The sequence below is a fragment of the Azospirillum sp. TSH58 genome, from assembly GCF_003119115.1.
Classification (GTDB): domain Bacteria; phylum Pseudomonadota; class Alphaproteobacteria; order Azospirillales; family Azospirillaceae; genus Azospirillum.
On sequence record NZ_CP022367.1, the window covers coordinates 1,683,323 to 1,707,554 of the forward strand.

The window sequence follows — 24,232 nt, forward strand, 5'->3', positions numbered from 1 at the left end:
GGCCGTCAGGCGTCCCCGTCGCCGCCGCTGTCGTTGCCGTCTTCCTCGTCGCGCTCCCGCTGCTCCCGCTCCATGCGGCGGATGTGGGCCAGCGCGTCCAGCGCGCCTTGCAGGATGTAGGCGGCGGCCATCTTGTCCACCACCTCGTCCCGGCGCTTGCGGGTCATGTCGGCCTCGCCGATCATGAAACGCTCAACGGCGGAGGTCGACAGCCGCTCGTCCCAGAAGGCGATCTCGGCGTCCCAGCCCAGCAGGTCGGACCGCTCCATCAGGTTCTTGGCGAAGGCGCGCGTGGATTCGGCGCGCGGCCCCTCCGACCCGTCCATGTTCAGCGGCAGGCCGATCACCAGCCCGCCGATCCCGTAGTCGCGCAGCGTCCGCGACAGCTCGCGGGCGTCCTGGGTGAACTTCGTGCGCTTCAGCGTGCCGATCGGCGAGGCGACGACGAAGTTCGGGTCGGACACGGCCATGCCGACGGTCTTGGTGCCGACGTCGAGGCCGAGCAGGCGCTGGCCCCGGCCCAGGCGGGCGGCCAGTTCGGGAAGTGTGTGGATCATGCGCGAACCATAGAAGCCGCGTGGCGGAACGGCAAGCCCGGCGGCGCGGGGGGCGAGGCGTCTCAGGCGATGCGGATGCGCTGGACGAACTCGTCCACCGACCGGCGCATGGCCTGGGCGTGGTCGCCCAGACTGTTGGCGGCCTCCAGCACGTCCGCCGCCGCCTGCCCGGCCTCGCGGGAGGCGTCGTTCACCTGCCGGATGCTGCGCGAGGCGTCGGCGGTGCCCTCGGCGGCCTGCTGGACGTTGCGCGAGATCGCCCCGGTCGCCGCGGACTGGCGTTCCACGGCCTGGGCGATGGACCCGGCGATGTCGTTCACCCGCCGCACCGTGTCGGCGATGTCGCGGATCGCCGACACGGCGTCGTGGGTTTCCGTCTGGATCGCCTGGATCTGGGCGGTGATCTCCTCGGTGGCGCGGGCGGTCTGGTTGGCGAGGCCCTTCACCTCGTTGGCGACGACGGCGAAGCCCTTGCCGGCCTCGCCGGCGCGGGCGGCCTCGATGGTGGCGTTCAGCGCCAGCAGGTTGGTCTGCGAGGCGATCTGCTGGATGAGCTGGACCACGCTGCCGATGCGCTCCGCCGTGCCGGACAGGCTTTCCACCGTCGCGTTGGTGCGCTGCGCCTCCTCGAGGGCGGCCCGGCTGGTGCGCGCGGCGTTGTCGACCTGATGGGCGATCTCGGCGATGGAGCCGCTCAGCTCCTCGGTGGCGGAGGCGACGGTCTGGACGTTGCCCGACGCCTTCTCCGTCACGGTGGCGACGGACGACGCCTGGACCGTGGTCCGTTCGGCGATGGCCGTCATGCTGCGCGCGCTGCCCTGAAGCTGGCCCGCCGCCGCCGCGACGGCGCTGACCAGATCCTGAACCCCGGTCCGGAAGGAGTCCGCCAGCTCGTTCATCAGCCGCCGCTTCTCCACCGCGCCGCGCTGGTCGGCCTGCCGGGCCTCCTCCTCCATGGCGCGGTTGCGCTGCAGGCTGTCCTTGAAGACCAGCAGGGCGCCGGCCATCGCGCCGATCTCGTCGCGCCGGTCCTGCGCGGGAACGGCGATGGCGAGGTCGCCGTCGGCCAGCCCGCGCATGGCCTCGGTCATGGCGCGCACCGGACCGGCCACCGCGCGGGTGGTCAGCAGCGCGGTCAGCAGCAGAACCGCCGTCATCGCCAGCGAGATCGACACCCCGATCGTGCCGTAACGCCGGGCGGTGTCGTCATACTCCTCGTCCGCTTCCCTGGCCTCGCGGGCGGTGGACAGCTTGATCTTCTCGTACAGGTCCGACATGGCGGCCAGTTCGCGGTCGATGCGGTCGTCCATGGCGCGGGTCCGCGCGTCGGCGGGACCGCTGCGCAGGATGGGCAGCATCTCCGTCTCGAAGATGCCCACGGCGGCCCGGAAATGCCGCTCCGCCTCGTCCGCCCAGGCCCGCTCCTCCGGCGTGTCCATTACTCCGGCGGTCTTGCGGATGTAGAGTTCGGCGTTCTGGCGGACGGTCTTCCACTGTTCGGCGTGCTGCGGGGCGTAGCCGTTGATCTGCGCGTCGGCCACGATCTTGTAGAGACGACCGTCATAGCCGGCGAGTTCGGTCAGCGTCGTGGCGTCGGCGACCCGCCGCATCCCCTCCTGCTGCAGGTCGCTCAGCCGCGTCATGGCGATGGTGTTGAACAGCGCGACGGCGGCGAACCCCGCCACGCCGATGCCGAAGCCGAGGAAGAGGCGTTTCGCCAGCGTCAGTGATGCCGTCATCGGGAGCCTGCCGGGTTGGGTGCGGTGGGATGGCTTTGGCGCGAATTCGAATTGTATGTTGGACAATCTAACAGGGAACCCGCCCCCGCACCACGTGCCGTCGGCTGCGGAACCCATTTGCCGCGCCCCGGTCTTCCGGCGCCGCGCCGCCGCCGCTCCGGAGGGGCGCGCCGGTTGAAGCGATATCCCTGAATCATTGCGGTAATAGAATTCGGGTGATAGCTTCCAAGCCGTTTTTCCAGACGTTTCGGAAGAGAGTGGAAGGCATGTCGCTCGACAAGGCCACCGTGGCCAAGATCGCGCATCTGGCCCGCATCAAGGTGCCGGACGATGAACTGGATCACCTGGCGGGTGAGCTGAGCCAAATCCTGACCTTCGTCGAACAGTTGGGCGAGGTCGACACGCAGGACGTGCCGCCGATGACCAGCGTGGCCGCGCAAACCCTGCGCCGCCGCAAGGACGAGGTGACCGATGGCGGTTACCGCGACGCCGTCCTCTCCAACGGCCCGGAGACGGCCGAAGGCTTCTACGTCGTTCCGAAGGTGGTCGAGTGATGACCGGTCTTACGCATCTGACCATGGCGGCGGCCCTTGACGGCCTCGCCAAGAAGGAGTTCACCGCGGTCGAGCTGACCGAGGCCCACGTCAAGGCGGTGGAGACGATCCGCCCGCTGAACGCCTTCATCACCGAGACGCCGGAGCAGGCGCTGGCGATGGCCAAGGCGTCGGACGCCCGCCGCGCCAAGGGCGAGGCCGGCCCGATGGAGGGCCTGCCCATCGCGGTGAAGGACCTGTTCTGCACCAAGGGCGTGCCGACGACCGCGGCCAGCCACATCCTCGACGGCTTCAAGCCGGAGTATGAGTCCACCGTCACCAGCAACCTGTGGCGCGACGGCGCCGTCATGCTGGGCAAGGTGAACCTGGACGAGTTCGCCATGGGCTCGGCCAACATCACCTCGCACCACGGCAACGTGATCAGCCCGTGGAGCCCGGGCGAGGTCGGCAACTGGTCGCGCCAGCTCGTCCCCGGCGGCTCGTCGGGCGGCTCGGCCGCGGCGGTGGCCGCGCGCGCCGCTCTGGGCGCCACCGGCACCGACACCGGCGGCTCGATCCGCCAGCCCGCCGCCTTCACCGGCATCGTCGGCATCAAGCCGACCTACGGCCGCTGCTCGCGCTGGGGCGTGGTCGCCTTCGCCTCCTCGCTGGATCAGGCCGGCCCGATGACCCGCACCGTCGAGGACGCGGCGATCATGCTGCGCTCGATGTGCGGCTTCGACCCGAAGGATTCGACCTCGGTCGACATGGCGGTGCCGGACTTCCGCGCCGCGCTGACCGGCGACATCCGCGGCCTGAAGGTCGGCATCCCGAAGGAATACCGGGTGGAGGGCATGCCCGCCGAGATCGCCGCGATCTGGGACCAGGGCATCGAATGGCTGAAGCAGGCCGGCGCCGAGCCGGTGGAGATCAGCCTGCCGCACACCAAGTACGCGCTGGCCACCTACTACATCGTCGCTCCCGCCGAGGCGTCGTCGAACCTCGCGCGCTACGACGGCCTGCGCTACGGCCTGCGGGTCGAGGGCGCCAGCCTGAAGGACATGTACGAGAACACCCGCGGCGCCGGCTTCGGCAAGGAGGTCCGCCGCCGCATCCTGATCGGCACCTACGTGCTGTCGGCGGGCTATTACGACGCCTACTACAACAAGGCCCGGCAGGTGCGCACGCGCATCAAGTGGGACTTCGACGAGGCGTTCAAGCAGTGCGACGTCATCCTGACGCCGACCGCGCCGAGCACCGCCTTCGCCATCGGCGAGAAGATGGACGACCCGATCCAGATGTACCTGAACGACGTGTTCACGGTTCCGGCCTCGCTGGCCGGCCTGCCGGGCATGTCGGTTCCGGCGGGCGTCGGGTCGGACGGGCTGCCGCTGGGGCTCCAGCTCCTGGGCCGTCCCTTCGATGAGGAGACCGTGCTGCGCGTCGGTCAGGTCATCGAGAAGGCCGCCGCCGTCACCGCCACCCCGCCGTTCATGGCCTGAGCCGGACGAGAGAAGAGACCGATGTCGTACATTCAGGGCGAAACGGGCGATTGGGAAATCGTGATCGGGCTGGAGGTCCACGCCCAGGTCATTTCGAACGCCAAGCTGTTCTCCGGCGCCGCCACCGCCTTCGGCGCGGAGCCGAACAGCCAGGTCAGCTTCGTCGACGCCGCCTTTCCCGGCATGCTGCCCGTCATCAACGAGCATTGCATCGAGCAGGCGGTGCGCACCGGCCTGGGGCTGAAGGCGCAGATCAACCTGCACTCGGTGTTCGACCGCAAGAATTACTTCTACGCCGACCTGCCGCAGGGCTACCAGATCAGCCAGTTCCAGCAGCCCATCGTCGGCAAGGGCGAGATCGTTCTGGACCTGCCGGACGGCTCCTCGCGCACGGTCGGCGTCACGCGCCTGCATCTGGAGCAGGACGCCGGCAAGTCGCTGCACGACCAGCACCCCGCCAAGACCTACATCGATCTGAACCGGTCGGGCGTGGCGCTGATGGAGATCGTGTCGGAGCCGGACATGCGCACTGCGGAGGAGGCCGGCGCCTATGTGCGCAAGCTGCGCTCCATCCTGCGCTACCTCGGCACCTGCGACGGCAACATGGAGGAAGGCTCCATGCGCTGTGACGTCAACGTGTCGGTGCGCAAGCCGGGCGCGCCCTTCGGCACGCGCTGCGAGATCAAGAACGTCAACTCGATCCGCTTCGTCATGCAGGCGATCGAGTACGAGGCGCGCCGCCAGATCGAGATCATCGAGGACGGTGGCAAGATCGACCAGGAGACGCGTCTGTGGGACACGACCAAGTTCGTGACCCGCTCCATGCGCTCCAAGGAAGAGGCGCACGACTACCGCTACTTCCCCGATCCCGACCTGCTGCCGCTGGAGCTGGACGCCGACTGGGTCGAGGGCATCAAGAGCACCCTGCCGGAACTGCCGGACGACAAGAAGGCCCGCTTCATCAGCGAGTACAAGCTGTCGCCCTACGACGCCAACGTGCTGGTGTCGGAGAAGGCCCGCGCCGACTTCTTCGAGGCGGTGGCCAAGGGCCGCGACCCGAAGCTGGCCGCCAACTGGGTCACCGGCGAGCTGTTCGGCTATCTGAACAAGGCCGGCAAGGAGATCGAGGAGAGCCCCGTTTCGGCGGAGAATCTCGGTGGCCTGATCGACCTGATCGCCGACAACACCATCTCTGGCCGAATCGCCAAGGAGGTGTTCGAGGCGATGTTCGAAACGGGTGAGAAGCCCGCCGACATCGTCGAGAAGAAGGGGCTGCGCCAGGTCACCGACACCGGGGCCATCGAGGCGTCCATCGACGCCGTTCTGGCCGCCAACGCCGACAAGGTGGCCGAGTTCCGGTCGGGCAAGGACAAGCTGTTCGGCTTCTTCGTCGGTCAGGTCATGAAGGCGACCCAGGGCAAGGCCAACCCGGCCCTGGTCAACGAGATCCTGATGACCAAGCTGAAGGGCTGATTGGAAACGGTTGTGACGCCATGCCATGGCATGGTGCGGCGTCATAACCGTTGATTTTGTTCTCCCGTCGGTTTCAAGTGGGGCCGGCGGGAGGCCCAATGATTGCAAATTCGCTGACGTTGGCGCTGCTTGCGCTGTTCGCCGGTCTCCTGGCCGGATTTCTCGCCGGCTTGCTGGCGGCGCGGCGCGTTGGGCGAAGACCCTTGGCGGCGAACACGGCCCCTCCCTCCGTCGTGACGGAAGAGCGCTTGCGCGCCATCCTGGACACCGCTCCCATCGGTGTTCTCATCAACACGCGCGACGGCGAGAACCTCTATCACAGCCCCAGCGCCGCCACCTGTTTCAAAGTCAGCGGCGAGCAGCTTCAGCGCGACGGCATGTGGCCGCTCTATCATGACCCGCGGGATCGCAGGACCGCCATCGATCGCCTGTACGCCGATGGCCTCTTCGATGGGCAGGAGGTGCTGCTGCGCCGCGGCGACGGCGAAACCTGCATGGGGTCGCTGAGTTCGACCGTCATCGATTTCGAAGGGCAACGCTGCCACATCAGCTGGTTCTACGATCTGACCGAGCAGAAGAAGGCCGACGCGGTGCGCCGCGATCTGGCCGACCGTCTGGAAATGGCGCTGGACGCCACCGGCGCCGCGGTGTGGGACACCGACATCCCGCGGGGCACCTGCTGGTGGTCCGACAGCTTTCCACGCATGCTGGGCTACGCCGAGCCCCCGGAGATGCCCGCCGACTTCTGGGATGTGCGCCTGCATCCCGACGACCGGCAGCGCGTTCTGACCACCATCGATGCCCATCTGCGGGGCGAGACCGCGGCCTACGCCTACGATTACCGCCTGCGCCGCGCCGACGGTGGCTGGATGTGGATCGCCGCGCAGGGGCGGGCGATCCGCGACGCCTCCGGGCGGGCGGTGCGCTATGTCGGCATCATGACCGACATCACCGAGCGCCGCCGCCAGGAGGAGGAGGTCCGCGCCGGCAAGGAGCGGCTTCTGCGGATCCTGGAGGCCAGCCCCATCGCCGTGAACATCACGCGCCGCGACGGCCTGCTGGTGTTCTGCAACACGCAGTCGGAGATCATCCTGGGCCGGTCGCGCGACGACCTGCTGCCGATGCCCGCCGAGCGGCTGTACGCCGATCCGGCGGACCGTCAGGCTTTGATCGACCGCTTCGAACGGGAGGGGCCGTTCCGCGACGCCGAGGTGCGCTTCCGCAAGCCGGACGGAACGATCGTCTGGGTGCTGTCGAGCTGGGGCGAGATCGAGATGGACGGGGAGCCGGCGCTGCTGACCTGGCTCTACGACATCAACGACCGCAAGGCGGCGGAGGCCGCCATGGTGGCCGCCCGCGACGAGGCGGAGCGCGCCTTGGCCGAGTTGCGCGCCGCCCAGGAAAGCCTGATCCAGGCGGAGGCCATGGCCTCGCTGGGGCAACTGGTCGCCGGGGTGGCGCACGAGATCAACACGCCGATCGGCATCGGCCTCACCGCCGCCAGCCACATCGCCGAACAGGCCCGCGACCTGCACACCCGTTTCGATTCGGGCACGCTGAAGAAAACCACCCTGGCCGAGTATCTGGATTCGGTGACGGAGGCGGCGCGCCTGTTGGTGTCGAACATGAACCGGGCGGCGGCGCTGGTGCAGAGCTTCAAGCGGGTGGCGGTGGACCAGACCTCCGGCGAGCGGCGGACCTTCGACCTGCGCACCTACGTCGACGAGGTGCTGTTCTCATTGCGGCCCCGCCTGAAGCGCACGCTGGTGGCGGTCGAGGTGGACTGTCCGGACGGGCTGGAGATGGACAGCTTTCCCGGCGCGTTGAGTCAGGTGCTGACCAACCTCGTGATCAATGCGCTGATCCATGCCTACGGCGAGGAGCAGCGGGGAACCATCCGAATCGCGATCCATGCCGATGGAGACGATCACGTCGTCATCGACTTTTCGGACGACGGGTCCGGCATTCCCGAGGATCACCTGCCGAAGGTCTTCGAACCCTTCTTCACGACCAAGCGCGGTGAGGGCGGTTCGGGGCTCGGGCTGCACATCGTGCACAGCACGGTCACGGGCGTGCTGGGCGGTACGGTGGCGGTGCGATCGGTGGCCGGGCAGGGGACGGGGTTCACCCTGCGATTGCCGCGCCGCGTCGCGCGGGAGGCCGTTTCACCGACGGCCTTGCCGTCCGAACCGGGGCCGGTGGTGCCGGTCTGACGGAGGCCCGGGACAAGGGACCGCCTCAGGCGTGGAGGTCCCGGAACTGCAGATGCTTGGGACGGCGACCGCGCCGCTTGGGCGCGGCGAAGGCGGTCGTGGCGCCGCTTTCGCCCTGCACTTCGGCCTTCAGTTCCTGAACGCAACGCAGAAGCAGCTCCTTTTCCCGCATGTCCTCGCGGTCGGTGACCTCCAGACAGCTCAGCTTGATCTCGACCAGATCGATCAGCGTTTCGGCGCAGCGGCGTGACAAGCTCATGATGTCCCCCCACCAAGGATTGCTATCGCGTTCTGGTGGTAAGCTACCTCTGATTTTCTAAAAAGTACATAAAATTTTATACAGATTTTGATCTTTATTGGTTTGATCACATTTTTGGTGAGTAAGCGTTGACAGGCCCCATCCGGATCGTTAGAACGCACCCACGCCAGCGGCGCCACAGAGCGCCGACCCGGTAGGAGGGGTGGCCGAGAGGCTGAAGGCGGCGGTTTGCTAAACCGTTATAGGGGCTCAAACCCCTATCGTGGGTTCGAATCCCATCCCCTCCGCCATTCCTTTCAAATCAAATACTTAGCTGGCTGATTTGGCGGTTTCCTGGGGCTGCAACCCAGGAGAAACCGTTGCATCCGTGCTGCTTTTTGCGTCGGCCGCAATGTCTTCCGAATCTGTGGCGGTGTGGGCACCGGATGGCCGCCCAGCGGAGCCGACAAACCCGCAAATCGAGTTCAATGCTGACCTTCTCCCAACGTCGGTCGCCGTCGCGATGCGAGCGTGCGTCCTCGATAACGCAATGATGGGCGACGTTGGCCTGACCACGGCAAGGCCAGGCGGAAGCCGGGCAGGAGCAAGGCGGCGAGAGCGTGTTCGCTGGACAGTTTGGCTCGGCATAAAAATACATAAAACAAACGTTATTATTTGATCATAAAATCTATTTATTGAGTAGATTTTAATTGACGAGGCGCTGCGGGATTGGTGTGATCGGAGGGTAAATCAACCCTGACGATGCCATCTCAGGAGGCTATGATGACAGCGGATGTGAAACGCGTCGGCTCCACGGCAAGGCGCGCGTTTCTCGGACTGACCCTGGCGGCGGGCCTGACTCTCGTCTCTCCGGGCGGCGCGCGGGCCGAAGTGACGGAGTTGACCATCGCCATCCAGTACGGGCTGAGCTATCTGCCCCTGATGGTCGCCAAGAATCAGGGCCTGATCGAACAATACGCCGCGGCGGAGGGGATCGGGCCGGTCAAGATCAGCTGGCTCGTTCTGAACGGCGGCGTGGCCGCCAACGACGCGCTGCTGAGCGGCAACGCTCAGATCGTCTCCGCCGGCATCTCGCCGCTTCTGGCGGCCTGGGACCGGACGCGGGGCGGCATCGGCGTGAAGGCCATCTCGGGGCTGGACTCCTCCGCCTTCTGGATCAACAGCAACAATCCCAATGTCCGCAGCATCCGCGACCTGACCGACAAGGACCGCATCGCGGTGCCGGCGGTGAAGGTCTCGATCAACTCGGTCATCCTTCAGATCGCCGCGGAGAAGGAGTTCGGGCCGGGGCATCATTACGATCTCGAAGCGCTGACCACGCCGCTCAGCCCGCCGGAAGCCACCGCGGCGCTGGTCTCCGGCAAGACCGAAATCACAGGCCACGTCACCACGCCGACCTACGGCACGCTCCAGCTCGCCCACCCGAACGTCCACCGCATCTTCAATTCGCGCGACGTGATCGGCGAGGCGACGCTGGTGCTGAGCTACACCACGCAGAAATTCTATGATGAGAACCCGAAACTCACCGCCGCCGTGGTGAAGGCGATGGGCGACGGCTTCGCGCTGATCAAGCGCGACAAGGCCGAGGCCGCCCGCATCTACCTGGCGGAGGAGCGCAGCAAGCTGACCCAGGACGAGGTCGTGGCGCTGCTCGACAACCCCGACATCAGCTACTCCCAGATCCCGCACAACACCGGCGTGATCGCCGACTACATGCACCGCGTCGGCTCGATCAAGACCAAACCGGCCTCGTGGAAGGACTACACCCTCCCGATTCTGCACAGCGAAACGGGGAGCTGACCCATGCCCAGCGACCGTGAACCGCCGGTGGAGCTGATCTGCCTGCCGTTTCCCGAGGCCATGGCGCTGTGGCTGCTGATGTCCGACACCGGCGAAGCCGATCGGTCGCTCGATCTGCGGCGCCTCCACGCCCTCTCGGTGGCCTTCGTGCTGCTGGCCTTCGGAGCCGTCGCGCTGCTCGCCTGGTTCCGCGCCGCCTGATACCCGCCTTTCCGCGTGTCCGTTCCTTCCGTCTTCCCATAGGAGCCCGTCCGATGAGCCTTCCCAGCGGTTTCGACATCAAGCCCATCAACGGAAACATCGGCGCCGAGCTGCGCGGCGTCACCTTGTCCGGCGATCTGCACCCGGCGGTGCTGAAGGCGATCCAGGACGCGGTCTATGAACACAAGGTGATCTTCGTCCGCGACCAGCACCACATCGACGACGCCCGGCAGGAGGCGTTCGGACGGCTGTGGGGCAAGCTGGTCGGCCATCCGACCATCCCGTCGCTCGGCGGGACCGAAGGCATCCTGGACGTGGACGGCTCCCGCGGGGAGCGCGCCAGCTCCTGGCACGCCGACATCACCTTCCTCGACGCCTACCCCAGCATCACCATCCTGCGCCCCCACGAACTGCCGGACCGCGGCGGCGACACGCTGTGGGGCAACACGGCCGCCGCCTATGCCGAACTGCCGGAGCCGCTGCGCGAACTGGCCGACAAGCTGCGGGCGATCCACACCAACCAGTACGACTACGTGGGCGACCGCGGAAACGTTCGCGAGGACGGGCTGAAGCGCTTCAACGAGGTCTTCACCTCGACCGTCTACGAGACGGAGCACCCGCTGGTCTCCGTGCACCCGGTCACCGGCGAACGCACGTTGCTGGTCGGGCATTTCCTGCAACGGCTGATCGGGTTCGGCATCTCCGACTCCAACCGGTTGGTCGGCATCTTCACCGACCATGCCACCCGTCCGGAGAACACGGTGCGCTGGCACTGGTCGCCGGGCGACGTGGCGATCTGGGACAACCGGGCGACCATCCATCGCGCCGTGGACGACTACGGCAGCCGTCCGCGCGTCGTCCGTCGGACGACGGTGGCCGGCGACGTGGTGGTCGGCGTCGACGGCCGCCCCAGCGTGACCCGCGTGCTTGGCCGCAAGCCGAGCATCGCCGCCTGACGTTTATGCCGGGACCGGCGCGGGGCCACGCTCCCCGTGTCGGTTCCGCGTTTTCTATGCGTACATATAACATGTAAAAAGTGTATTTATATCCTATTTTCCCTGTTGAATCGTTCGTGGAATCATGATGTCATTTTCCTACTAGAGATTAGGTAAAATTTATCGGAGGTTCGTATGGTTACCCCTGGACGTGTCATCCGCCGCGCGCTCTGCGCCCTGGCCGGGCTGGGGCTCGCCGCCGCAGCGTTGGCCGGTCCGGCGGCGGCGGAAGGCCGGATACGGATCGCCGAACAATATGGGCTGGGCTATCTGCCGCTGCATGTGCTGCGCCACCAGAACCTGATCGAGAAGCACGGCAAGGCGCTGGGGCTGGACATCAGCGTGGAATGGGTGCAGCTCTCCGGCGGTGCGGCGATGAACGACGCGCTGCTGTCGGACTCCATCGATCTCGGCTCGGCGGGTGTCGGCCCGCTGCTGACCATCTGGGACCGCACCAAGGGCAACGCCAACGTCAAGGCCATCGCCGCCCTGAACAGCATGCCGCTGTTCCTCACCACCACCAACCCGAACGTCAAGACGCTCAAGGATTTCACCGACAAGGACAAGATCGCCCTGCCGGCGGTGAAGGTCGGCGTCCAGGCCCGCGTGCTCCAGATGGCCGTGGAGAAGGAGTTCGGGGAAGGCAAGTTCGACGCGCTCGACAAGCTGACCGTCTCGCTTCCGCACCCCGACGCCACCGCCGCCCTGCTGTCCGGCTCGTCGGAGATCACCGGCCACATCTCCAGTCCGCCCTTCCAGTACCAGCAGCTCCGCGACCCGAAGATCCACAAGGTCTTCAGCTCCTACGATGTGCTGGGCGGCCCGCACACCTTCAACCTGATCTGGGCGAAGGAAGCCTTCCGCACCAAGAATCCCAAAACCTATCAGGCCTTCCTCGGCGCGCTGAAGGAAGCGATGGACGTCATCAACGCCGATCATGCGACGGCGGCGGACATCTATCTGGCGCAGAACCGGGGCGACCTCGACAAGGCCTTCGTCGTCAGCATCCTCGACGACCCGGACAACCAGTTCACCGTCGCCCCCGCCGGTGTCGGCACCTTCGCCGACTTCATGCACAAGGTCGGCGCCATGAAGAACAAGCCGGCCTCCTGGAAGGACCTGTTCTTCGAAGACCTGCATGGCGAAACCGGGAGCTGAGCCGATGAACGCCTTCACCTATCCCGCCAGCGTGGACACCGACAGCGCCGGCGCCGCCGGCGTGTCCGAACGCCCGCTGCTGGACGTGTCCGGCGTGACGCTCCAGTACAAGACGCGCCGCCATCTGGTGACCGCGACCTACCGCGTCGATTTCCAGGTGTTCCAGGCGGAACGCTATGTCCTGCTGGGGCCGTCCGGCTGCGGCAAGTCCTCGCTGCTGAAGGCGGTGGGAGGCTTCCTTGCGCCGGTGGAGGGCGCCATCCGCCTCAACGGGCGGACGGTGAGCGGGCCGGGGCCGGACCGCATGATGGTGTTCCAGGAGTTCGACCAGCTTCCGCCCTGGAAGACGGTCAAGCAGAACGTCATGTTCCCGCTGCTCGCCAGCGGCAAGGCGTCGCGCCGGGAGGCCGAGGAGAAGGCGCTGGACTGCATCGCGCGGGTGAACCTGTCCAAGTTCGCCGACGTGCATCCGCACATGCTGTCGGGCGGGATGAAGCAGCGCGTCGCCATCGCCCGCGCCATGGCGATGGAGCCGGACATCCTGCTGATGGACGAGCCCTTCGCGGCGCTGGACGCGCTGACCCGCCGCAAGATGCAGGAGGAGCTGCTCCAGCTCTGGGACGACCTGCGCTTCACCGTGCTGTTCGTCACCCACTCCATCGAGGAGGCGCTGGTCGTCGGCTCGCGCATCCTGGTGCTGTCGCCGCATCCCGGACAGGTGAAGGCGGAACTGAACTGCGACGGCTACGACCATTTCGCGGTGGGCAGCCCAACCTTCCAGGAGACCGCCCAGCGCATCCACACCATGCTGTTCGCCGACGAGGTGGAAACGGTGAAGGGGCCGCGCTCATGACCGGCCTGTCCCTGGCTCCGCAAGGCCGCCGCGTGCCTCCCGTCCGCCCGGAGTATGAGCGGACGGTCGCCACCACCGGCCCGATCGGCGACGTGGCCCGTCCGCTGTCCCTGTGGGAGCGGATCGGCAACATCACCGCGCTCCGCCGCTTCGCCGTGCTGGCCGCGGTGGCGCTGCTCTGGCAGATCGCCGCGACGTGGCAGAACAACCCGCTGATGTTCCCAACCTTCACCGCCACCATCACGGCGCTGTGGGACGGCATCTGGCGGGAGAACCTGCTGTCGATGGCCTGGGTGTCGCTGTCGGTCCTGCTGAAGGGCTACGCCATCGCCGTGGTGCTGGCCGTGGCGCTGACCAGCTTCGCGGTGTCCACGCGCATCGGCAACGACGTGCTGTCCACCCTGACCTCGATGTTCAACCCGCTGCCGGCCATCGCGCTGCTGCCCATCGCCATGCTGTGGTTCGGGCTGGGGGCGGTCAGCCTGACCTTCGTGCTGGTCCATGCGGTGCTGTGGCCGCTGGCGCTGAACACGCACGCCGGCTTCACGTCGGTGTCGGAGACGCTGCGCATGGCCGGGCGGAACTACGGGCTGACCGGCATCCGCTACGTCGTCACCATGCTGATCCCGGCGGCCTTTCCGGCCATCCTGACCGGGCTGAAGGTCGGCTGGGCCTTCGCCTGGCGGACGCTGATCGCGGCGGAGCTGGTGTTCGGCGTGTCGTCGGGCAAGGGCGGGCTGGGCTGGTTCATCTTCCAGAACCGCAACGAGCTGTACATCGACAAGGTGTTCGCCGGGCTCGTCACCGTCATCCTGATCGGCCTCATCGTCGAGAACGTCGTCTTCCGCTGGATCGAGACCCACACCGTCCGCAAGTGGGGCATGGTCCGATAAGTCCTCGCCCCTCTGGGGAGAGGATATTGAAGTGAGCCTGAGCAAGGAAACCCGTTCGTGCCTTTCGACAGCAATCTGACCACCGAGCGCCCGACCTTCGTCACGCATCTGGAATGCGCCTACACCGGCGAGCGGTACGAGGCCGACACCGTCCACAACCTGTCCAAGGCGGGCAAGCCCCTGCTGGTCCGCTACGACCTGGAGGGTGTGCGCGGCGCGCTGACCAAGGACGCGCTGGCCGAACGTCCGCAGGACCTGTGGCGCTACCGCGAACTGCTGCCGGTGCGCCGGGTGGAGGACATCGTCAGCCTGGGCGAGGCGGTGACCCCGCTGGTCGCGCTGCCCAAGCTCGCTGCCAAGCTGGGGGCGGCGGAGCTGCTGGTGAAGGACGAGGGGAGGCTCCCCACCGGCTCCTTCAAGGCGCGCGGGCTGGTCATGGCGGTGTCCATGGCGAAGGCCTTCGGGATCAAGCACATGGCCATGCCGACCAACGGCAACGCGGGCGCGGCGCTGGCCGCCTACGCGACGCGGGCGGGGATCAAAACGACGATCTTCTGCCCGGAGGACACGCCGGAGGTCAACGTCTCCGAGATCGAGCTCCAGGGCGCCACCGTCTACCGCGTCAACGGGCTGATCGACGACTGCGGCAAGATCGTGGGGGAGGGCAAGGCCAAGGCCGGCTGGTTCGACGTGTCCACCCTGAAGGAGCCCTACCGGATCGAGGGCAAGAAGACCATGGGGCTGGAACTGGCCGAGCAGCTCGGCTGGGAGGTGCCGGACGTCATCTTCTACCCGACCGGCGGCGGCACCGGCCTGATCGGCATGTGGAAGGCCTTCGCGGAGCTGGAGGCCATCGGCTTCATCGGGTCCAAGCGCCCGCGCATGGTCGCCGTCCAGGCCGCCGGCTGCGCCCCGATGGTCCGCGCTTACGAGGCCGGGGAAGAACACGCCCCGCGCTGGCAGGACGCGCACACCATCGCGTCCGGCATCCGCGTGCCGCAGGCGGTCGGCGACTTCCTGATCCTGCGCGCGGTGCGGGAGAGCGGCGGTTTCGCCGTCGCCGTTCCGGACGAGGCCATCCAGGCCGCGCTGGACGAGGCGGCGCGGGAGGAGGGCTTCCTGCTCTGCCCGGAGGGTGCCGCCACCTACGCCGCCTACAAACAGGCGCTGGCCGACGGGCGGGTGGGCCGCGACGAGCGCGCCGTGCTGTTCAACTGCGCGACCGGGCTGAAATATCCGCTGCCGCCGGTTCACCGGACGCTCGACCGCCACCAGCCCATCGACTACTCGGTGTTCTGAGGATGAGTGGTCCTTATGCGGCGGACCGTCTGGTGGCGTTGCTCGACGCCATCCTGCAACGGTCCGGCAGCAGCGCGGAGGAGGCGGCCGTCGTCGCCGCCAACCTCGTGGACTCCGACGCCACCGGGCACGCCAGCCACGGCGTGTGCCAGATCGCCGTCTACGCGAAAAGCCTGGAGCTGGGCCATCTGCAACCCAACCGCCACGCCCGCATCGTCCGTGACGAAGCGCCCTTTCTGGTGGTGGACGGGGAGGTCGGCTATGGGCAGGTGATCGCGCGGGAGGCGACGGACCTCGCCATCGCGCGGGCCAAGGCGGGCGGGGCCTGCGTGCTCGCCCTGCGCAACGCCCACCACATAGGGCGGGTCGGCTCCTACGGCGAGCAGTGCATCGCGGCCGGTTTGATCGGGGTCTTCTTCGTCAACGTGGTCAGCCGCCCGCTGGCCGCACCGCACGGCGGCGGGCGGCCGCGGTTGGGCACCAACCCGATCTGCATCGCCGTTCCCGCCACGCCGGGCCATCCGGCCTTCCTGCTGGACTTCGCGACCAGCGCGGTGGCGGCCAACAAATGCCGCGTCGCCGCGGCCTCCGGCAAGGAGGTCGCCGACGGCCTGCTGATCGACGAGCGGGGCGCGCCGACGCGCGACCCCGGCGTGATGTTCCGCGACCCGACCGGCGCCATCCTGCCCTTCGGCGGCCAATTGGGCGGGCATAAGGGCTACGGGCTGGCGCTCGCCTGCGAGATCCTCGCCGGGGCGCTGGCCGGCGGGCTGCCGGCCCTGCCGGACAATCTGCGTCCGGGGCGGGTGGTGAACAACGCGCTGGCCTTCCTGATCGACCCGGCGCGGGTGTCCGAGGCGGGCGCCGACACGGGGAACGGCGGCTGGCAGGCACTGACCGACGCGGTGCTGGACCACATCCAGGACACCCCGCCGGTCCCCGGCGGCCACGGCGTTCTGATCCCCGGCGGGCCGGAGCGGCAAAGCCGGGCGCTGGCCGCGGAACGCGGCATCACGCTCGACCCCGACACCGTGCGCGCCCTGCACGACATCGGAGGCGCGCTCGGCCTCGACGTTCCGGCTTTCCTGGGGTCCTGACCGGAAGGGGTCAGGGCAGGATGCGGTTGCGCAGTACGCCGTCCTCCAGGAACAGGCGGGCCGTCTCGGCGGCGTTGCGCCGCATCTCGATCGCCGCCTCGTCGGAATGGAAGGCGTTGTGCGGCGTGACCACGAGACGGCCCTCCAGCCACGGCTCCCGCTTGCGCCAAGCGTCCAGCAGCGGGTGGGGGGCGGGCGGTTCGGTCGGCAGAACGTCCGTTCCCACGGCGGCGACCTGGCCGCTGCGCAGCGCCGCTTCCAGCGGGTCCAGCCCGGCGAACATCTCGCCGCGCGCCGTGTTCACCAGCAGGGCGCCGGGCTTCAGCTTCGCCAGGAAATCCCGGTCGATCAGGCCGCGGGTCTCCGGCGTCAGCGGGCAGTGGAAGGTCACGATGTCGGACTCGGCCAGCAGCTCGTCGAGCCGGCGGACGCGCCGGTAGCCGACCGCCTTCTCGTGCCCGGCCGGCTGCTGCGGATCGTAGCCGAGAATGCGGTAGCCGAAGGGCTTCAGCCGGTTCACCACCGCCGTGCCGATCCGCCCGACGCCGACGACACCGACCGTCGCCGCGCCGGACCGCCGCAGCGGCGTCAGCGTGTTGGCCTGCCATGTCGTGCTGTAGCCGCGGGCGCGGGCGTCATGCTCCCACAGGCGGCGCTGCAGGGAGAGCAGCAGGGAGACGGCGTGGTCGGCCACCTCCTCCGTCCCGTAATCCGGGTTGTTGCAGAAGGGAATGCCGGCGGCCTCCAGCGCCGCCACGTCGACCTTGTCGTAGCCGACCCCGAACCGCACGACGATGCGGCAGCGCGGCAGCTTCGCCACCGTCGCCGGGCCGATGCGGGTGCTCCACACCAGCAGCGCGTCCAGCCGGGCCAGCCGCTCGGGGTCCAGATCCTCCTCGCGGCGGGTGTCGAGGAAATCCACCTCGGCACAGCCGTCCAGCACCGCCGCTTCGAGGTCCGGCGGGGGGATCATGTGGTCGGTGATTCCGACGACGAAGGGTGCGCGCTTGCCCATGGTCATTCTGCAGTCCGGCTCCTGGCGATCGGGAAAATTAACAAAATTATTTAGCTGTTATGAGCGTGCAGCTCATAAAAACACATACATTTGCGTAAAGCCAACTTGTTAAATAGGGATTGGTGATGCTCTAATGATGGCAATTCGGGGGCGCCCCGCGGGGTGCTGGACACAGGGAGAGGAACGACGAGCATGCCGTCCCACGACACCGCGCACAGCATCGCCATCGTCGGCGCCGGCTTCACCGGCAGTATCCTGGCGGCCCATCTTTTGCGCAAGGCGGAGGAGCCGACGCGCATCCACCTGATCGAACGCGCCGGCACGCTGGGCACCGGGCTGGCCTATTCCACGGACAGCGCCGCGCATCTGCTGAACGTGCGCGCCTACAACATGAGCGCCTATCCCGACGACCCGCGCCATTTCCTGCGCTGGCTGTGGGCGAAGGACCTCGGCGGCGACGTGCCGCCCAGCGGCCACGCCTTCGTGTCGCGCCGGCTCTACGGCGAGTACATCCAGGACGTGCTGCGCGAGGCCCAGGCGGAAGCCCCCGCCCATGTGACGCTCGACACGGTGCGGGCGGAGGTCGTCGATGCGGCGGTGGACGGTGCCGCCGACGGCGGGGTGCGTCTGCGGCTGGCCGGCGGGGAAAGCCTCGCGGTGGACCGCGCGGTGCTCTGCGTCGGGCATTTTCCGCCGTCGCCGCCGCGCATCGCGGCGCCGGAGGTCTTCGCCTCGGAGCGCTTCATCGGCGACCCCTGGAACCGCGAGGCCGTCGCCGCCATCGATCCGGACGCGCCGGTGCTGATCCTCGGCACCGGGCTGACGATGGTCGATGTGGTGCTGTCCCTGGAGAACCAGGGACACCGCGGCCCGATCCTGGCGCTGTCGCGCCGCGGGCTGCTGCCCACCACCCATCTGGAGACGCGTCCCTTCAAGAGCTTCGTCCATCCCCAGACGATGCCCGGCACGGTGCTGGACGTGCTGATCGCCCTGAAGGCCGACGTCCGCCGCGCGCGGGAGGAGGGGTTGGACTGGCGCGCTGCCTTTGATTCGCTGCGGCCCTTCCACCCGCTGATCTGGAAGCACCTGCCGTTGGAGGAGCGGCAGCGTTTCCTGCGCCACGCCCGGCCCTATTGGGAGGTGCACCGCCACCGCATGGCGCCGGAGGTGGCCGCGCGCATCGAGGCCCTGCGCGAGAGCGGGCAACTGATCATCCGCGCCGGCCGCCTCCAGTCGCTGGCTTTGACGCCCGACGGGGTGGAGGCGACGGTCCGTGCGCGGGGCGCCGAGGACGCGCTGTGGACGCGGACGGTGGGCGCCATCGTCAACGCGACCGGCACCGAATGCGACTTCGCGCGCATCCGTCATCCGCTGATGCGCGCCTTGCTCCAGCAGGGGCTGGCCCGGCCCGACCCGCTGCGCCTCGGCCTTGACGTGACGGAGGAGGGGGCGCTGATCGGGGAGGGCGGGGCGGTGTCCGATCGTCTCTTCGCGCTCGGCCCGGTCAGCCGGGCGCCTTTCTGGGAGATGACCGCGGTGCCCGAACTGCGCAGCCAATGCGCCGACGCCGCGCTGGCCCTCGTCCGCCTGGCCGCCAGCACGAGTCTCGCAGAATAAACATTACAATAATGTTATTTATCGATCATAAAGCCTATTTTCATGATAGATTTTTGTGTCTATCATGGTGTCCAGTGTTGATTTCCACACGGCATCCGGAGGCTTCTCCGGTTGACCGGCACCGCTCCCGGTCCGCGCGGCTGCGTGCCGTCGCTTCGGTTGAGAAGGAGGATGTCATGCCGGACACGATCTTGCGGCCCGCGGCGGACCATCTGGACCCGCAGGTGATTGCGATGAACGAGGCGGCGGCCCGTCTCGGCGCCGCCCCCGCCGATCCCTTGAGCCTTCCCCTCGCCGAAGCCCGCGCGGCGGCGGAGCGTTACCACGGCTTCCTGAACGGACCCACGCCGCTTCCCGCCGACGTCGCGGAGGTGACGGTGGACGGCCCCGCCGGACCCCTGCCGTTGCGTCTTTACCGCCCGGCGGGCCGCGGCACGGAACGCCTGCCCGTGATGGTCTATTTCCATGGCGGCGGCTTTGTCGTGAACAGCGTGGACACCCATGACCGGCTGCTGCGGCTGCTCGCCCGGCACAGCGGCGCCGTGATCTGCGCGGTGCGCTACAGCTTGGCGCCGGAGCGCCGCTTCCCGCACCAGCATGAGGAGGCGCTGGCCGCCCTGCGCTGGGTCGGCGCGGCGGGACCCGCCCATGGCATCGACCCGGAGCGGATCGCGGTGGGCGGCGATTCCGCCGGGGCAAACCTCGCGCTCGGCCTCGCCCTGGCCGCCCGTGCGCCGGGGGAGCCACGGCTGGCCTTCGGGTTGCTGTTCTACGGCATGTTCGCCCACGACTTCGACACCCTGTCGCACCGCCGGTTCGGCGACGGGCGGTACGGGCTGACGACGGCGCGGATGCGCTGGTACTGGCGGCAATATCTCGGCAACGCCGCCCCCGACGATCCGCGGGCCGCGCCGCTGCGGGCCGACCTGCACGGCCTGCCGCCGTTGCTGCTGCTGGCCGCGGACCTCGATTGCCTGCGCGACGACACGCTGCGCTTGGCGGAGCGGCTGGCCGAGGCGGGGGTGCCGCACCGGCTCGCCGTCTATGACGGGCTTCCCCATTCCTTCGCCACGGCGACCCGTCTGGTGGACCGCGCGCACGGCGCCGTCCTTCAGGCCGCCCTGGCGCTACGCCACCACCTGAACGCCTGACCTCGCCGGTTCCGGTCCCCGTCTCCGGCGAGATCAGCGCGTGCGTGTCACCAGCGGTAGCGCAGACCGGCGCTTAGCGTGTGGGCGGTGGCGTCGCGGCGCAGGTCGGCGTCGTAGCTGCCATAGGCCTGGAAGCGGTCGCCGAGGTCCGCCGTCAGCCCCGCCCCCAGCACCGCGGCGTCGCGCCCCGGCCGGGTGCCGGAGACCGTGTAGGAGGCGCCCAGCAGGCGGGCGCCGCTGCGCGCGGCCACATCGAGGAGGTCGTGGTCCCAGCGGGCGCGCAGCTCGGGCTCCAGCGCGGTCTCGCCGGCCTTCAGGCGCCAGCTCGTCCGCAGGCCCAGGCTGGTCCGCAGCGTGCTCAGATCGGTGTCGTCCACCGACAGGCCCAGCGCGCCGGCGCCGCTTTCGCTGAAGCCGTCGCGGGTCACCCGGTCGAAGCGGAGCCCGGCGAAGGGCTCGATCCGGGCGCCGTTCCAGGTCACGGCGTAGCCGGTGGCGACGGCCGCTCCGAAGGCGTGGCCGTCGCTGTCGCCCTGGGCGTCGCGGCTCAAGGCGTTCGCGGACCCGATCCGGAAGGGGCGGCGGCTGTCGTACTGGCCGAAGCCGTACATGGCCTGGGCGTCGACGAACCACGCGCCGACGCGGTAGGTGCCGTAGAGCGCCGCGCTGTAGCTGTCGATGTCCGTCCGGTCGCCGCTGTTCCGCACATCCACCCTTGTGCGCTGGTAGCCGAAGGCGGCACCGGCGGTCAGGTCGTCGGAGAGGTCGCGGTCGGCGCCCAAAGCGATGCCGCCGGTGCGCTGCCGGGTGCCGGCGGCGTTGCCGTCGCCGTCCGAGTTGGCGAAGCGGCCCAGCGCCCGCGCCCACAGGCCGAGCGCCGTCCCGCGCTCCGCCTCCGGCGTGGCGAGCGGAGCGGCGGACTTAGCGAGACCGTCGGCGCGCAGCGCGGCCATGCGGTTCTGCACCGCGTCGCCGAACAGGCGGGCGGAGTCGCGGGCGGCGGTCACCGCCTCCGCGTGGATGGCGCCGCCCAGGCTGTCGAGCGCCGCGGGAATGGCTTGGCCGGACAGCGGATAGAGGGCGTCGAACAGCGGCTTCACCGCGTCCGCAGGCCGGGTCCCGGCGCCTGGTCGGACGGAGTCCAGCGCGGCGCCGACCGCCGACTGGTTCGCCGTGGCCGACAGGCCCGCCGCCGCCAGCCGGGCGTAGCCGGCCGGGGTGACGGCGAGGGTGATGGTGCTGCTGCCGTAGACGGTGTCGAACCGCGTGCCGGCGGGCAGGCCGCTGGTGGGCTGGGCGATGCCGGCGAAGGCGCCGGTCACACCGCCGCTGGCGGTGACGATGGTGAAGCCCTGGCCGAGGCGCGGGGTGAAGCCGTTGGTCGCGCCGCCGCTGATGCCGCGGGTGACCGGGACCAGCGTGCCCCCGGCGGCGAAGGTGCCGGGCGCGCCGGTGACCGCGACCTGATCGTGGAAGCCGGCGCCGGTCCCGGCGGTCGGCCCGTCGATCTCGACGCGCAGTGTCGATCCGGCGGCGTTGGCGACGGCCCCCTCCACGGTCAGGACGCCCGGCGAGTTGCCGGGGCTGAGCGTGCCGGCGTTGCTCAGCGCGCCGGTGATCCGCCCGCCTCCCGACAGCAGGCCGCCGCGTTCGACGGTGACGGTCGGGCTGGCGAGGCGCGTGTTGACCGCCAGTTGGGCGTTCGCCTTCACCGTGGTGGCGGTGACCGACTGGGTGCCGGAGGCCAGCGTGACGCGCGTCGCCGTGCCGGTGCTCGTGCCGACCTGAAGCTGGGCGAGGTTCGACACGTCGGCGCGGACGGTGGAGGCGCCCTCCAGCGTCAGGCTGTCGCCGCTGCCCGCCCCGGCGATGGCGAAGCCGACGTCCATGTTGGCGATGTTGACGCTGTTGCGCTGCCCGTTGAACGGGTTGCCGGGGTTGAGCTGGAGCAGGATGGCGGTGCCGGTCTGGCTGAGCGACAGCGTGCCGGCGCCGAGCGGCGCAGGGTTCAGCCGCTCCACGGCGCCGAACTGGCCGGTCACCCCGCCCGAGGCGGTGAGGATCTCGTGGCTGCGCCCGGTCAGATAGAGACCGTCCGCCGCCGTCACCTGGACGGTGGCGCCGTTCGACAGCGTGGCCGCCCCACCGACCACCAGCTTCGACGCGTTGCCGGCAGGGTCGATGCCGACCTGAAGGCGGGAGCCGGCGGCGAAGGACACATTGCCCGCCACCGCCAGCGTGCCGGAGGCGCCGTCGCCCGGCGTCACGGTGCCGGCCACGGTGGCCGCCGGGACGGTCACGGTGCCGGTGCCGGACAGGGTAGCGCCGGAGGCGACCGTCAGGGCGCTGCCGAGCGCCAGCGGCCCGTCGACCACCAGCGTGCCGCTGCCCACCGTCGCGGTGGCGAAGCCGCTGTAGACGTCCCGCGCGCCGATGACGTAGCGCCCGCCGCTGCCGAGTTGGACCTCCAGCGCGTCGGTGCCTCCGCCGCCCAGCACCTTGCCGGTGATCGTGCCGCCCTGGATCACCAGCCGGTCGTTGCCCGCGCCGAAGGCGATGGCCACCGGATCGCCGCCGCCGCCCGTGATGGTGCCGGAGTTGGTGATGGTGTTGGCGTAGGGGCCGATCAGGGTGATGGCCGGGCCGTCGCGGCTTTCGATCCGCCCGGCGTTGGTGATGGTGGTGGCGCCGTATGCCGCCCCCTCCGCCCCGTCGTCCACCATGATGCCGTGGCCGGTGCCGGAGATGACGCCGCCGGCGGCGTTGGTGATGGTGCCGCCGCCCATCGCGATGCCGTCCGCGCCGTTCGGGCGCCCGCCGGAATCGACGCCGCCGGCTCCGGTGCCGCGGATCGTCCCCTCGTTGACGATGGTGCCGATGTGATCGATGTCCACGCCGTCGCCATCGCCGTTGGTCGAGGCGACGCCGCTGCTGTTGACGATGTTGCCCGCCCCGGCATAGTCGCCGGAGATCAGGCCGCGGTTGATGACCGTGCCGTTTCCGTCGGACCCGACGCCCGAGCCGTTGCGCCCGACGATGGTGCCGCCGGCCTCGTTGACGACGGTGATGTCGGTGTCGGCGGTGATGCCGTGCCGCGCGCCGGAGATCAGGCCGCCCGAGCGGTTGGTCACGGTCACGCCGGTCCGCCCGCCCGCGTCGATGGCGTCGGCGGTGCCGTTGGCGCCGCCGCTGGTGTTGGCGCCAGAGCTGCGGATGACGCCCGCGTTGTCGATGGCGGCGTTCAGGCCGGGGCGCAGGGCGTCGTCGTTCAGCGCCTCGATGGCGCCGGTGGCGCGGTTGAGGACGGTCAGCGGCACGCCCGCCGTGTTCATCGTGCGCAGGTCGAGCGCCTGGCCCTGCACCGCGCTCGCCGGATCGGTGGGGGCGGCGGCGCGGATGGTGCCGGCGTTGTCGATGGTGACGCCGCCGCTGCTGATGTTGGTGTTGATGCGGACGGCGTCGTTGGCGTCGGACTGGATCAGCGCGCCGGCCCGGTTGGTCAAGGTCAGCGTCCGCACCGTGTTGCCGCCCGAGCTGTCGAAGCCGCGCCCGCCGGTGGAGCGGATGGTGCCGGCGTTGTCCAGCACCACGTTGCCGGCGGTGCCGCTCTGCGTGACCGCGGCCCCGCTGGTCTGCAGCGTGCCCCCGGCGGCGACGGTGCCGGTCTGGCTGCCGGACAGGGTTTGCGGGGACGTGACCGTGCTTCCGCCCGTCACCGCGAATTGGGCCAGCGCCGGGCTGGACACGAACAGCAGAAGGCCCACGCAGCCGTGCAGCGCCGTGGTTGCCAAGAGCCCTTGGCGGGTCGGCATGGTCACACTCCCTGAGATGACGCGATCGGTGACGACGACGTCTTGCGATGGCGGGTGTCTTGCGG

The 24,232-nt window shown here is 69.1% G+C and carries 19 protein-coding genes and 1 tRNA gene; 15 read left to right on the forward strand and 5 right to left on the reverse strand.

What is annotated here, in order from left to right:
* Positions 1 to 5: 5 nt before the first annotated feature.
* Positions 6 to 557, reverse strand: a complete 552-nt coding sequence (gene ruvX, locus TSH58p_RS29090) for a Holliday junction resolvase RuvX (protein ID WP_109070397.1) — start codon at positions 555 to 557, stop codon at positions 6 to 8.
* A gap of 62 nt (positions 558 to 619) precedes the next feature.
* A complete protein-coding gene (locus tag TSH58p_RS29095; protein WP_109469601.1) occupies positions 620 to 2,296 on the reverse strand; it encodes a methyl-accepting chemotaxis protein in 1,677 nt (558 codons plus the stop codon).
* 266 nt (positions 2,297 to 2,562) lie between these two features.
* On the opposite strand from TSH58p_RS29095, the gene gatC reads away from it, so the two are divergent.
* From gatC to TSH58p_RS29115, 4 genes are all read left to right on the forward strand, one after another.
* Positions 2,563 to 2,850 (forward strand): Asp-tRNA(Asn)/Glu-tRNA(Gln) amidotransferase subunit GatC, encoded by a 288-nt coding sequence (gatC, locus tag TSH58p_RS29100; RefSeq protein ID WP_014198426.1) that lies wholly within the window; start codon positions 2,563 to 2,565, stop codon positions 2,848 to 2,850.
* Positions 2,850 to 4,331 carry an Asp-tRNA(Asn)/Glu-tRNA(Gln) amidotransferase subunit GatA gene (gatA, locus tag TSH58p_RS29105; protein WP_109071694.1) on the forward strand — a complete coding sequence of 494 codons (1,482 nt, stop codon included), beginning with the start codon at positions 2,850 to 2,852 and terminating at the stop codon, positions 4,329 to 4,331. Before gatC ends, gatA begins: the two co-directional genes overlap by 1 nt.
* A gap of 21 nt (positions 4,332 to 4,352) precedes the next feature.
* Entirely contained in the window at positions 4,353 to 5,804 is a 1,452-nt protein-coding gene (gene gatB / locus TSH58p_RS29110) for an Asp-tRNA(Asn)/Glu-tRNA(Gln) amidotransferase subunit GatB (protein WP_109071693.1), read from the forward strand.
* A 248-nt stretch (positions 5,805 to 6,052) separates the two neighbouring features.
* A complete protein-coding gene (locus tag TSH58p_RS29115; RefSeq protein ID WP_247874220.1) occupies positions 6,053 to 8,017 on the forward strand; it encodes a PAS domain S-box protein in 1,965 nt (654 codons plus the stop codon).
* A gap of 25 nt (positions 8,018 to 8,042) precedes the next feature.
* On the opposite strand, the gene TSH58p_RS29120 is transcribed toward TSH58p_RS29115, so the two are convergent.
* Positions 8,043 to 8,276: a hypothetical protein gene (locus TSH58p_RS29120; protein ID WP_109071691.1), complete on the reverse strand. Its 234-nt coding sequence runs from the start codon at positions 8,274 to 8,276 to the stop codon at positions 8,043 to 8,045.
* A gap of 196 nt (positions 8,277 to 8,472) precedes the next feature.
* Here TSH58p_RS29120 and TSH58p_RS29125 point away from each other — a divergent pair.
* The 9 genes from TSH58p_RS29125 to TSH58p_RS29165 all read left to right on the forward strand — a co-directional run bounded on the left by TSH58p_RS29125 (position 8,473) and on the right by TSH58p_RS29165 (position 16,572).
* Positions 8,473 to 8,566, forward strand: a tRNA-Ser gene (locus tag TSH58p_RS29125).
* Positions 8,567 to 9,035: 469 nt separating this feature from the next.
* Positions 9,036 to 10,076 (forward strand): ABC transporter substrate-binding protein, encoded by a 1,041-nt coding sequence (locus tag TSH58p_RS29130; RefSeq protein WP_247874219.1) that lies wholly within the window; start codon positions 9,036 to 9,038, stop codon positions 10,074 to 10,076.
* A 3-nt stretch (positions 10,077 to 10,079) separates the two neighbouring features.
* Complete coding sequence (locus tag TSH58p_RS29135; protein ID WP_109071690.1) at positions 10,080 to 10,277, forward strand: hypothetical protein; 198 nt, start codon at positions 10,080 to 10,082, stop codon at positions 10,275 to 10,277.
* A gap of 53 nt (positions 10,278 to 10,330) precedes the next feature.
* Positions 10,331 to 11,233: a TauD/TfdA family dioxygenase gene (locus TSH58p_RS29140; RefSeq protein ID WP_109071689.1), complete on the forward strand. Its 903-nt coding sequence runs from the start codon at positions 10,331 to 10,333 to the stop codon at positions 11,231 to 11,233.
* A 174-nt stretch (positions 11,234 to 11,407) separates the two neighbouring features.
* A complete protein-coding gene (locus tag TSH58p_RS29145) occupies positions 11,408 to 12,430 on the forward strand; it encodes an ABC transporter substrate-binding protein (protein WP_109071688.1) in 1,023 nt (340 codons plus the stop codon).
* A gap of 4 nt (positions 12,431 to 12,434) precedes the next feature.
* Entirely contained in the window at positions 12,435 to 13,283 is an 849-nt protein-coding gene (locus tag TSH58p_RS29150; protein ID WP_204165732.1) for an ABC transporter ATP-binding protein, read from the forward strand.
* Positions 13,280 to 14,176, forward strand: a complete 897-nt coding sequence (locus TSH58p_RS29155; protein ID WP_109071687.1) for an ABC transporter permease — start codon at positions 13,280 to 13,282, stop codon at positions 14,174 to 14,176. The genes TSH58p_RS29150 and TSH58p_RS29155 overlap by 4 nt, the downstream gene beginning before the upstream one ends.
* A gap of 57 nt (positions 14,177 to 14,233) precedes the next feature.
* A complete protein-coding gene (locus tag TSH58p_RS29160) occupies positions 14,234 to 15,475 on the forward strand; it encodes a threonine synthase (RefSeq protein ID WP_109071686.1) in 1,242 nt (413 codons plus the stop codon).
* Between the two features lie 2 nt (positions 15,476 to 15,477).
* Positions 15,478 to 16,572 (forward strand): malate/lactate/ureidoglycolate dehydrogenase, encoded by a 1,095-nt coding sequence (locus TSH58p_RS29165; protein WP_109071685.1) that lies wholly within the window; start codon positions 15,478 to 15,480, stop codon positions 16,570 to 16,572.
* A gap of 10 nt (positions 16,573 to 16,582) precedes the next feature.
* On the opposite strand, the gene TSH58p_RS29170 is transcribed toward TSH58p_RS29165, so the two are convergent.
* A complete protein-coding gene (locus tag TSH58p_RS29170; RefSeq protein ID WP_247874218.1) occupies positions 16,583 to 17,593 on the reverse strand; it encodes a C-terminal binding protein in 1,011 nt (336 codons plus the stop codon).
* 186 nt (positions 17,594 to 17,779) lie between these two features.
* On the opposite strand from TSH58p_RS29170, the gene TSH58p_RS29175 reads away from it, so the two are divergent.
* Together TSH58p_RS29175 and TSH58p_RS29180 are read left to right on the forward strand one after the other, a co-directional pair.
* Positions 17,780 to 19,204, forward strand: a complete 1,425-nt coding sequence (locus TSH58p_RS29175) for an FAD/NAD(P)-binding protein (RefSeq protein ID WP_109071684.1) — start codon at positions 17,780 to 17,782, stop codon at positions 19,202 to 19,204.
* Between the two features lie 176 nt (positions 19,205 to 19,380).
* A complete protein-coding gene (locus TSH58p_RS29180) occupies positions 19,381 to 20,355 on the forward strand; it encodes an alpha/beta hydrolase (RefSeq protein WP_109071683.1) in 975 nt (324 codons plus the stop codon).
* Positions 20,356 to 20,402: 47 nt separating this feature from the next.
* Here the strand turns inward: TSH58p_RS29180 and TSH58p_RS29185 are convergent, their stop codons facing one another.
* Positions 20,403 to 24,167: an autotransporter domain-containing protein gene (locus tag TSH58p_RS29185; protein ID WP_109071682.1), complete on the reverse strand. Its 3,765-nt coding sequence runs from the start codon at positions 24,165 to 24,167 to the stop codon at positions 20,403 to 20,405.
* Positions 24,168 to 24,232: the final 65 nt, after the last annotated feature.

Excerpts from the sequence above, each read along its gene's own strand:
- ruvX (WP_109070397.1), bottom strand. The coding sequence starts at position 557 with ATGATCCACACACTTCCCGAACTGGCCGCCCGCCTGGGCCGGGGCCAG.
- TSH58p_RS29095 (WP_109469601.1), bottom strand. The coding sequence starts at position 2,296 with ATGACGGCATCACTGACGCTGGCGAAACGCCTCTTCCTCGGCTTCGGC.
- gatC (WP_014198426.1), top strand. The coding sequence starts at position 2,563 with ATGTCGCTCGACAAGGCCACCGTGGCCAAGATCGCGCATCTGGCCCGC.
- gatA (WP_109071694.1), top strand. The coding sequence starts at position 2,850 with ATGACCGGTCTTACGCATCTGACCATGGCGGCGGCCCTTGACGGCCTC.
- gatB (WP_109071693.1), top strand. The coding sequence starts at position 4,353 with ATGTCGTACATTCAGGGCGAAACGGGCGATTGGGAAATCGTGATCGGG.
- TSH58p_RS29120 (WP_109071691.1), bottom strand. The coding sequence starts at position 8,276 with ATGAGCTTGTCACGCCGCTGCGCCGAAACGCTGATCGATCTGGTCGAG.
- TSH58p_RS29130 (WP_247874219.1), top strand. The coding sequence starts at position 9,036 with ATGATGACAGCGGATGTGAAACGCGTCGGCTCCACGGCAAGGCGCGCG.
- TSH58p_RS29135 (WP_109071690.1), top strand. The coding sequence starts at position 10,080 with ATGCCCAGCGACCGTGAACCGCCGGTGGAGCTGATCTGCCTGCCGTTT.
- TSH58p_RS29140 (WP_109071689.1), top strand. The coding sequence starts at position 10,331 with ATGAGCCTTCCCAGCGGTTTCGACATCAAGCCCATCAACGGAAACATC.
- TSH58p_RS29145 (WP_109071688.1), top strand. The coding sequence starts at position 11,408 with ATGGTTACCCCTGGACGTGTCATCCGCCGCGCGCTCTGCGCCCTGGCC.
- TSH58p_RS29150 (WP_204165732.1), top strand. The coding sequence starts at position 12,435 with ATGAACGCCTTCACCTATCCCGCCAGCGTGGACACCGACAGCGCCGGC.
- TSH58p_RS29155 (WP_109071687.1), top strand. The coding sequence starts at position 13,280 with ATGACCGGCCTGTCCCTGGCTCCGCAAGGCCGCCGCGTGCCTCCCGTC.
- TSH58p_RS29165 (WP_109071685.1), top strand. The coding sequence starts at position 15,478 with ATGAGTGGTCCTTATGCGGCGGACCGTCTGGTGGCGTTGCTCGACGCC.
- TSH58p_RS29170 (WP_247874218.1), bottom strand. The coding sequence starts at position 17,593 with ATGACCATGGGCAAGCGCGCACCCTTCGTCGTCGGAATCACCGACCAC.
- TSH58p_RS29175 (WP_109071684.1), top strand. The coding sequence starts at position 17,780 with ATGCCGTCCCACGACACCGCGCACAGCATCGCCATCGTCGGCGCCGGC.
- TSH58p_RS29180 (WP_109071683.1), top strand. The coding sequence starts at position 19,381 with ATGCCGGACACGATCTTGCGGCCCGCGGCGGACCATCTGGACCCGCAG.
- TSH58p_RS29185 (WP_109071682.1), bottom strand. The coding sequence starts at position 24,167 with ATGCCGACCCGCCAAGGGCTCTTGGCAACCACGGCGCTGCACGGCTGC.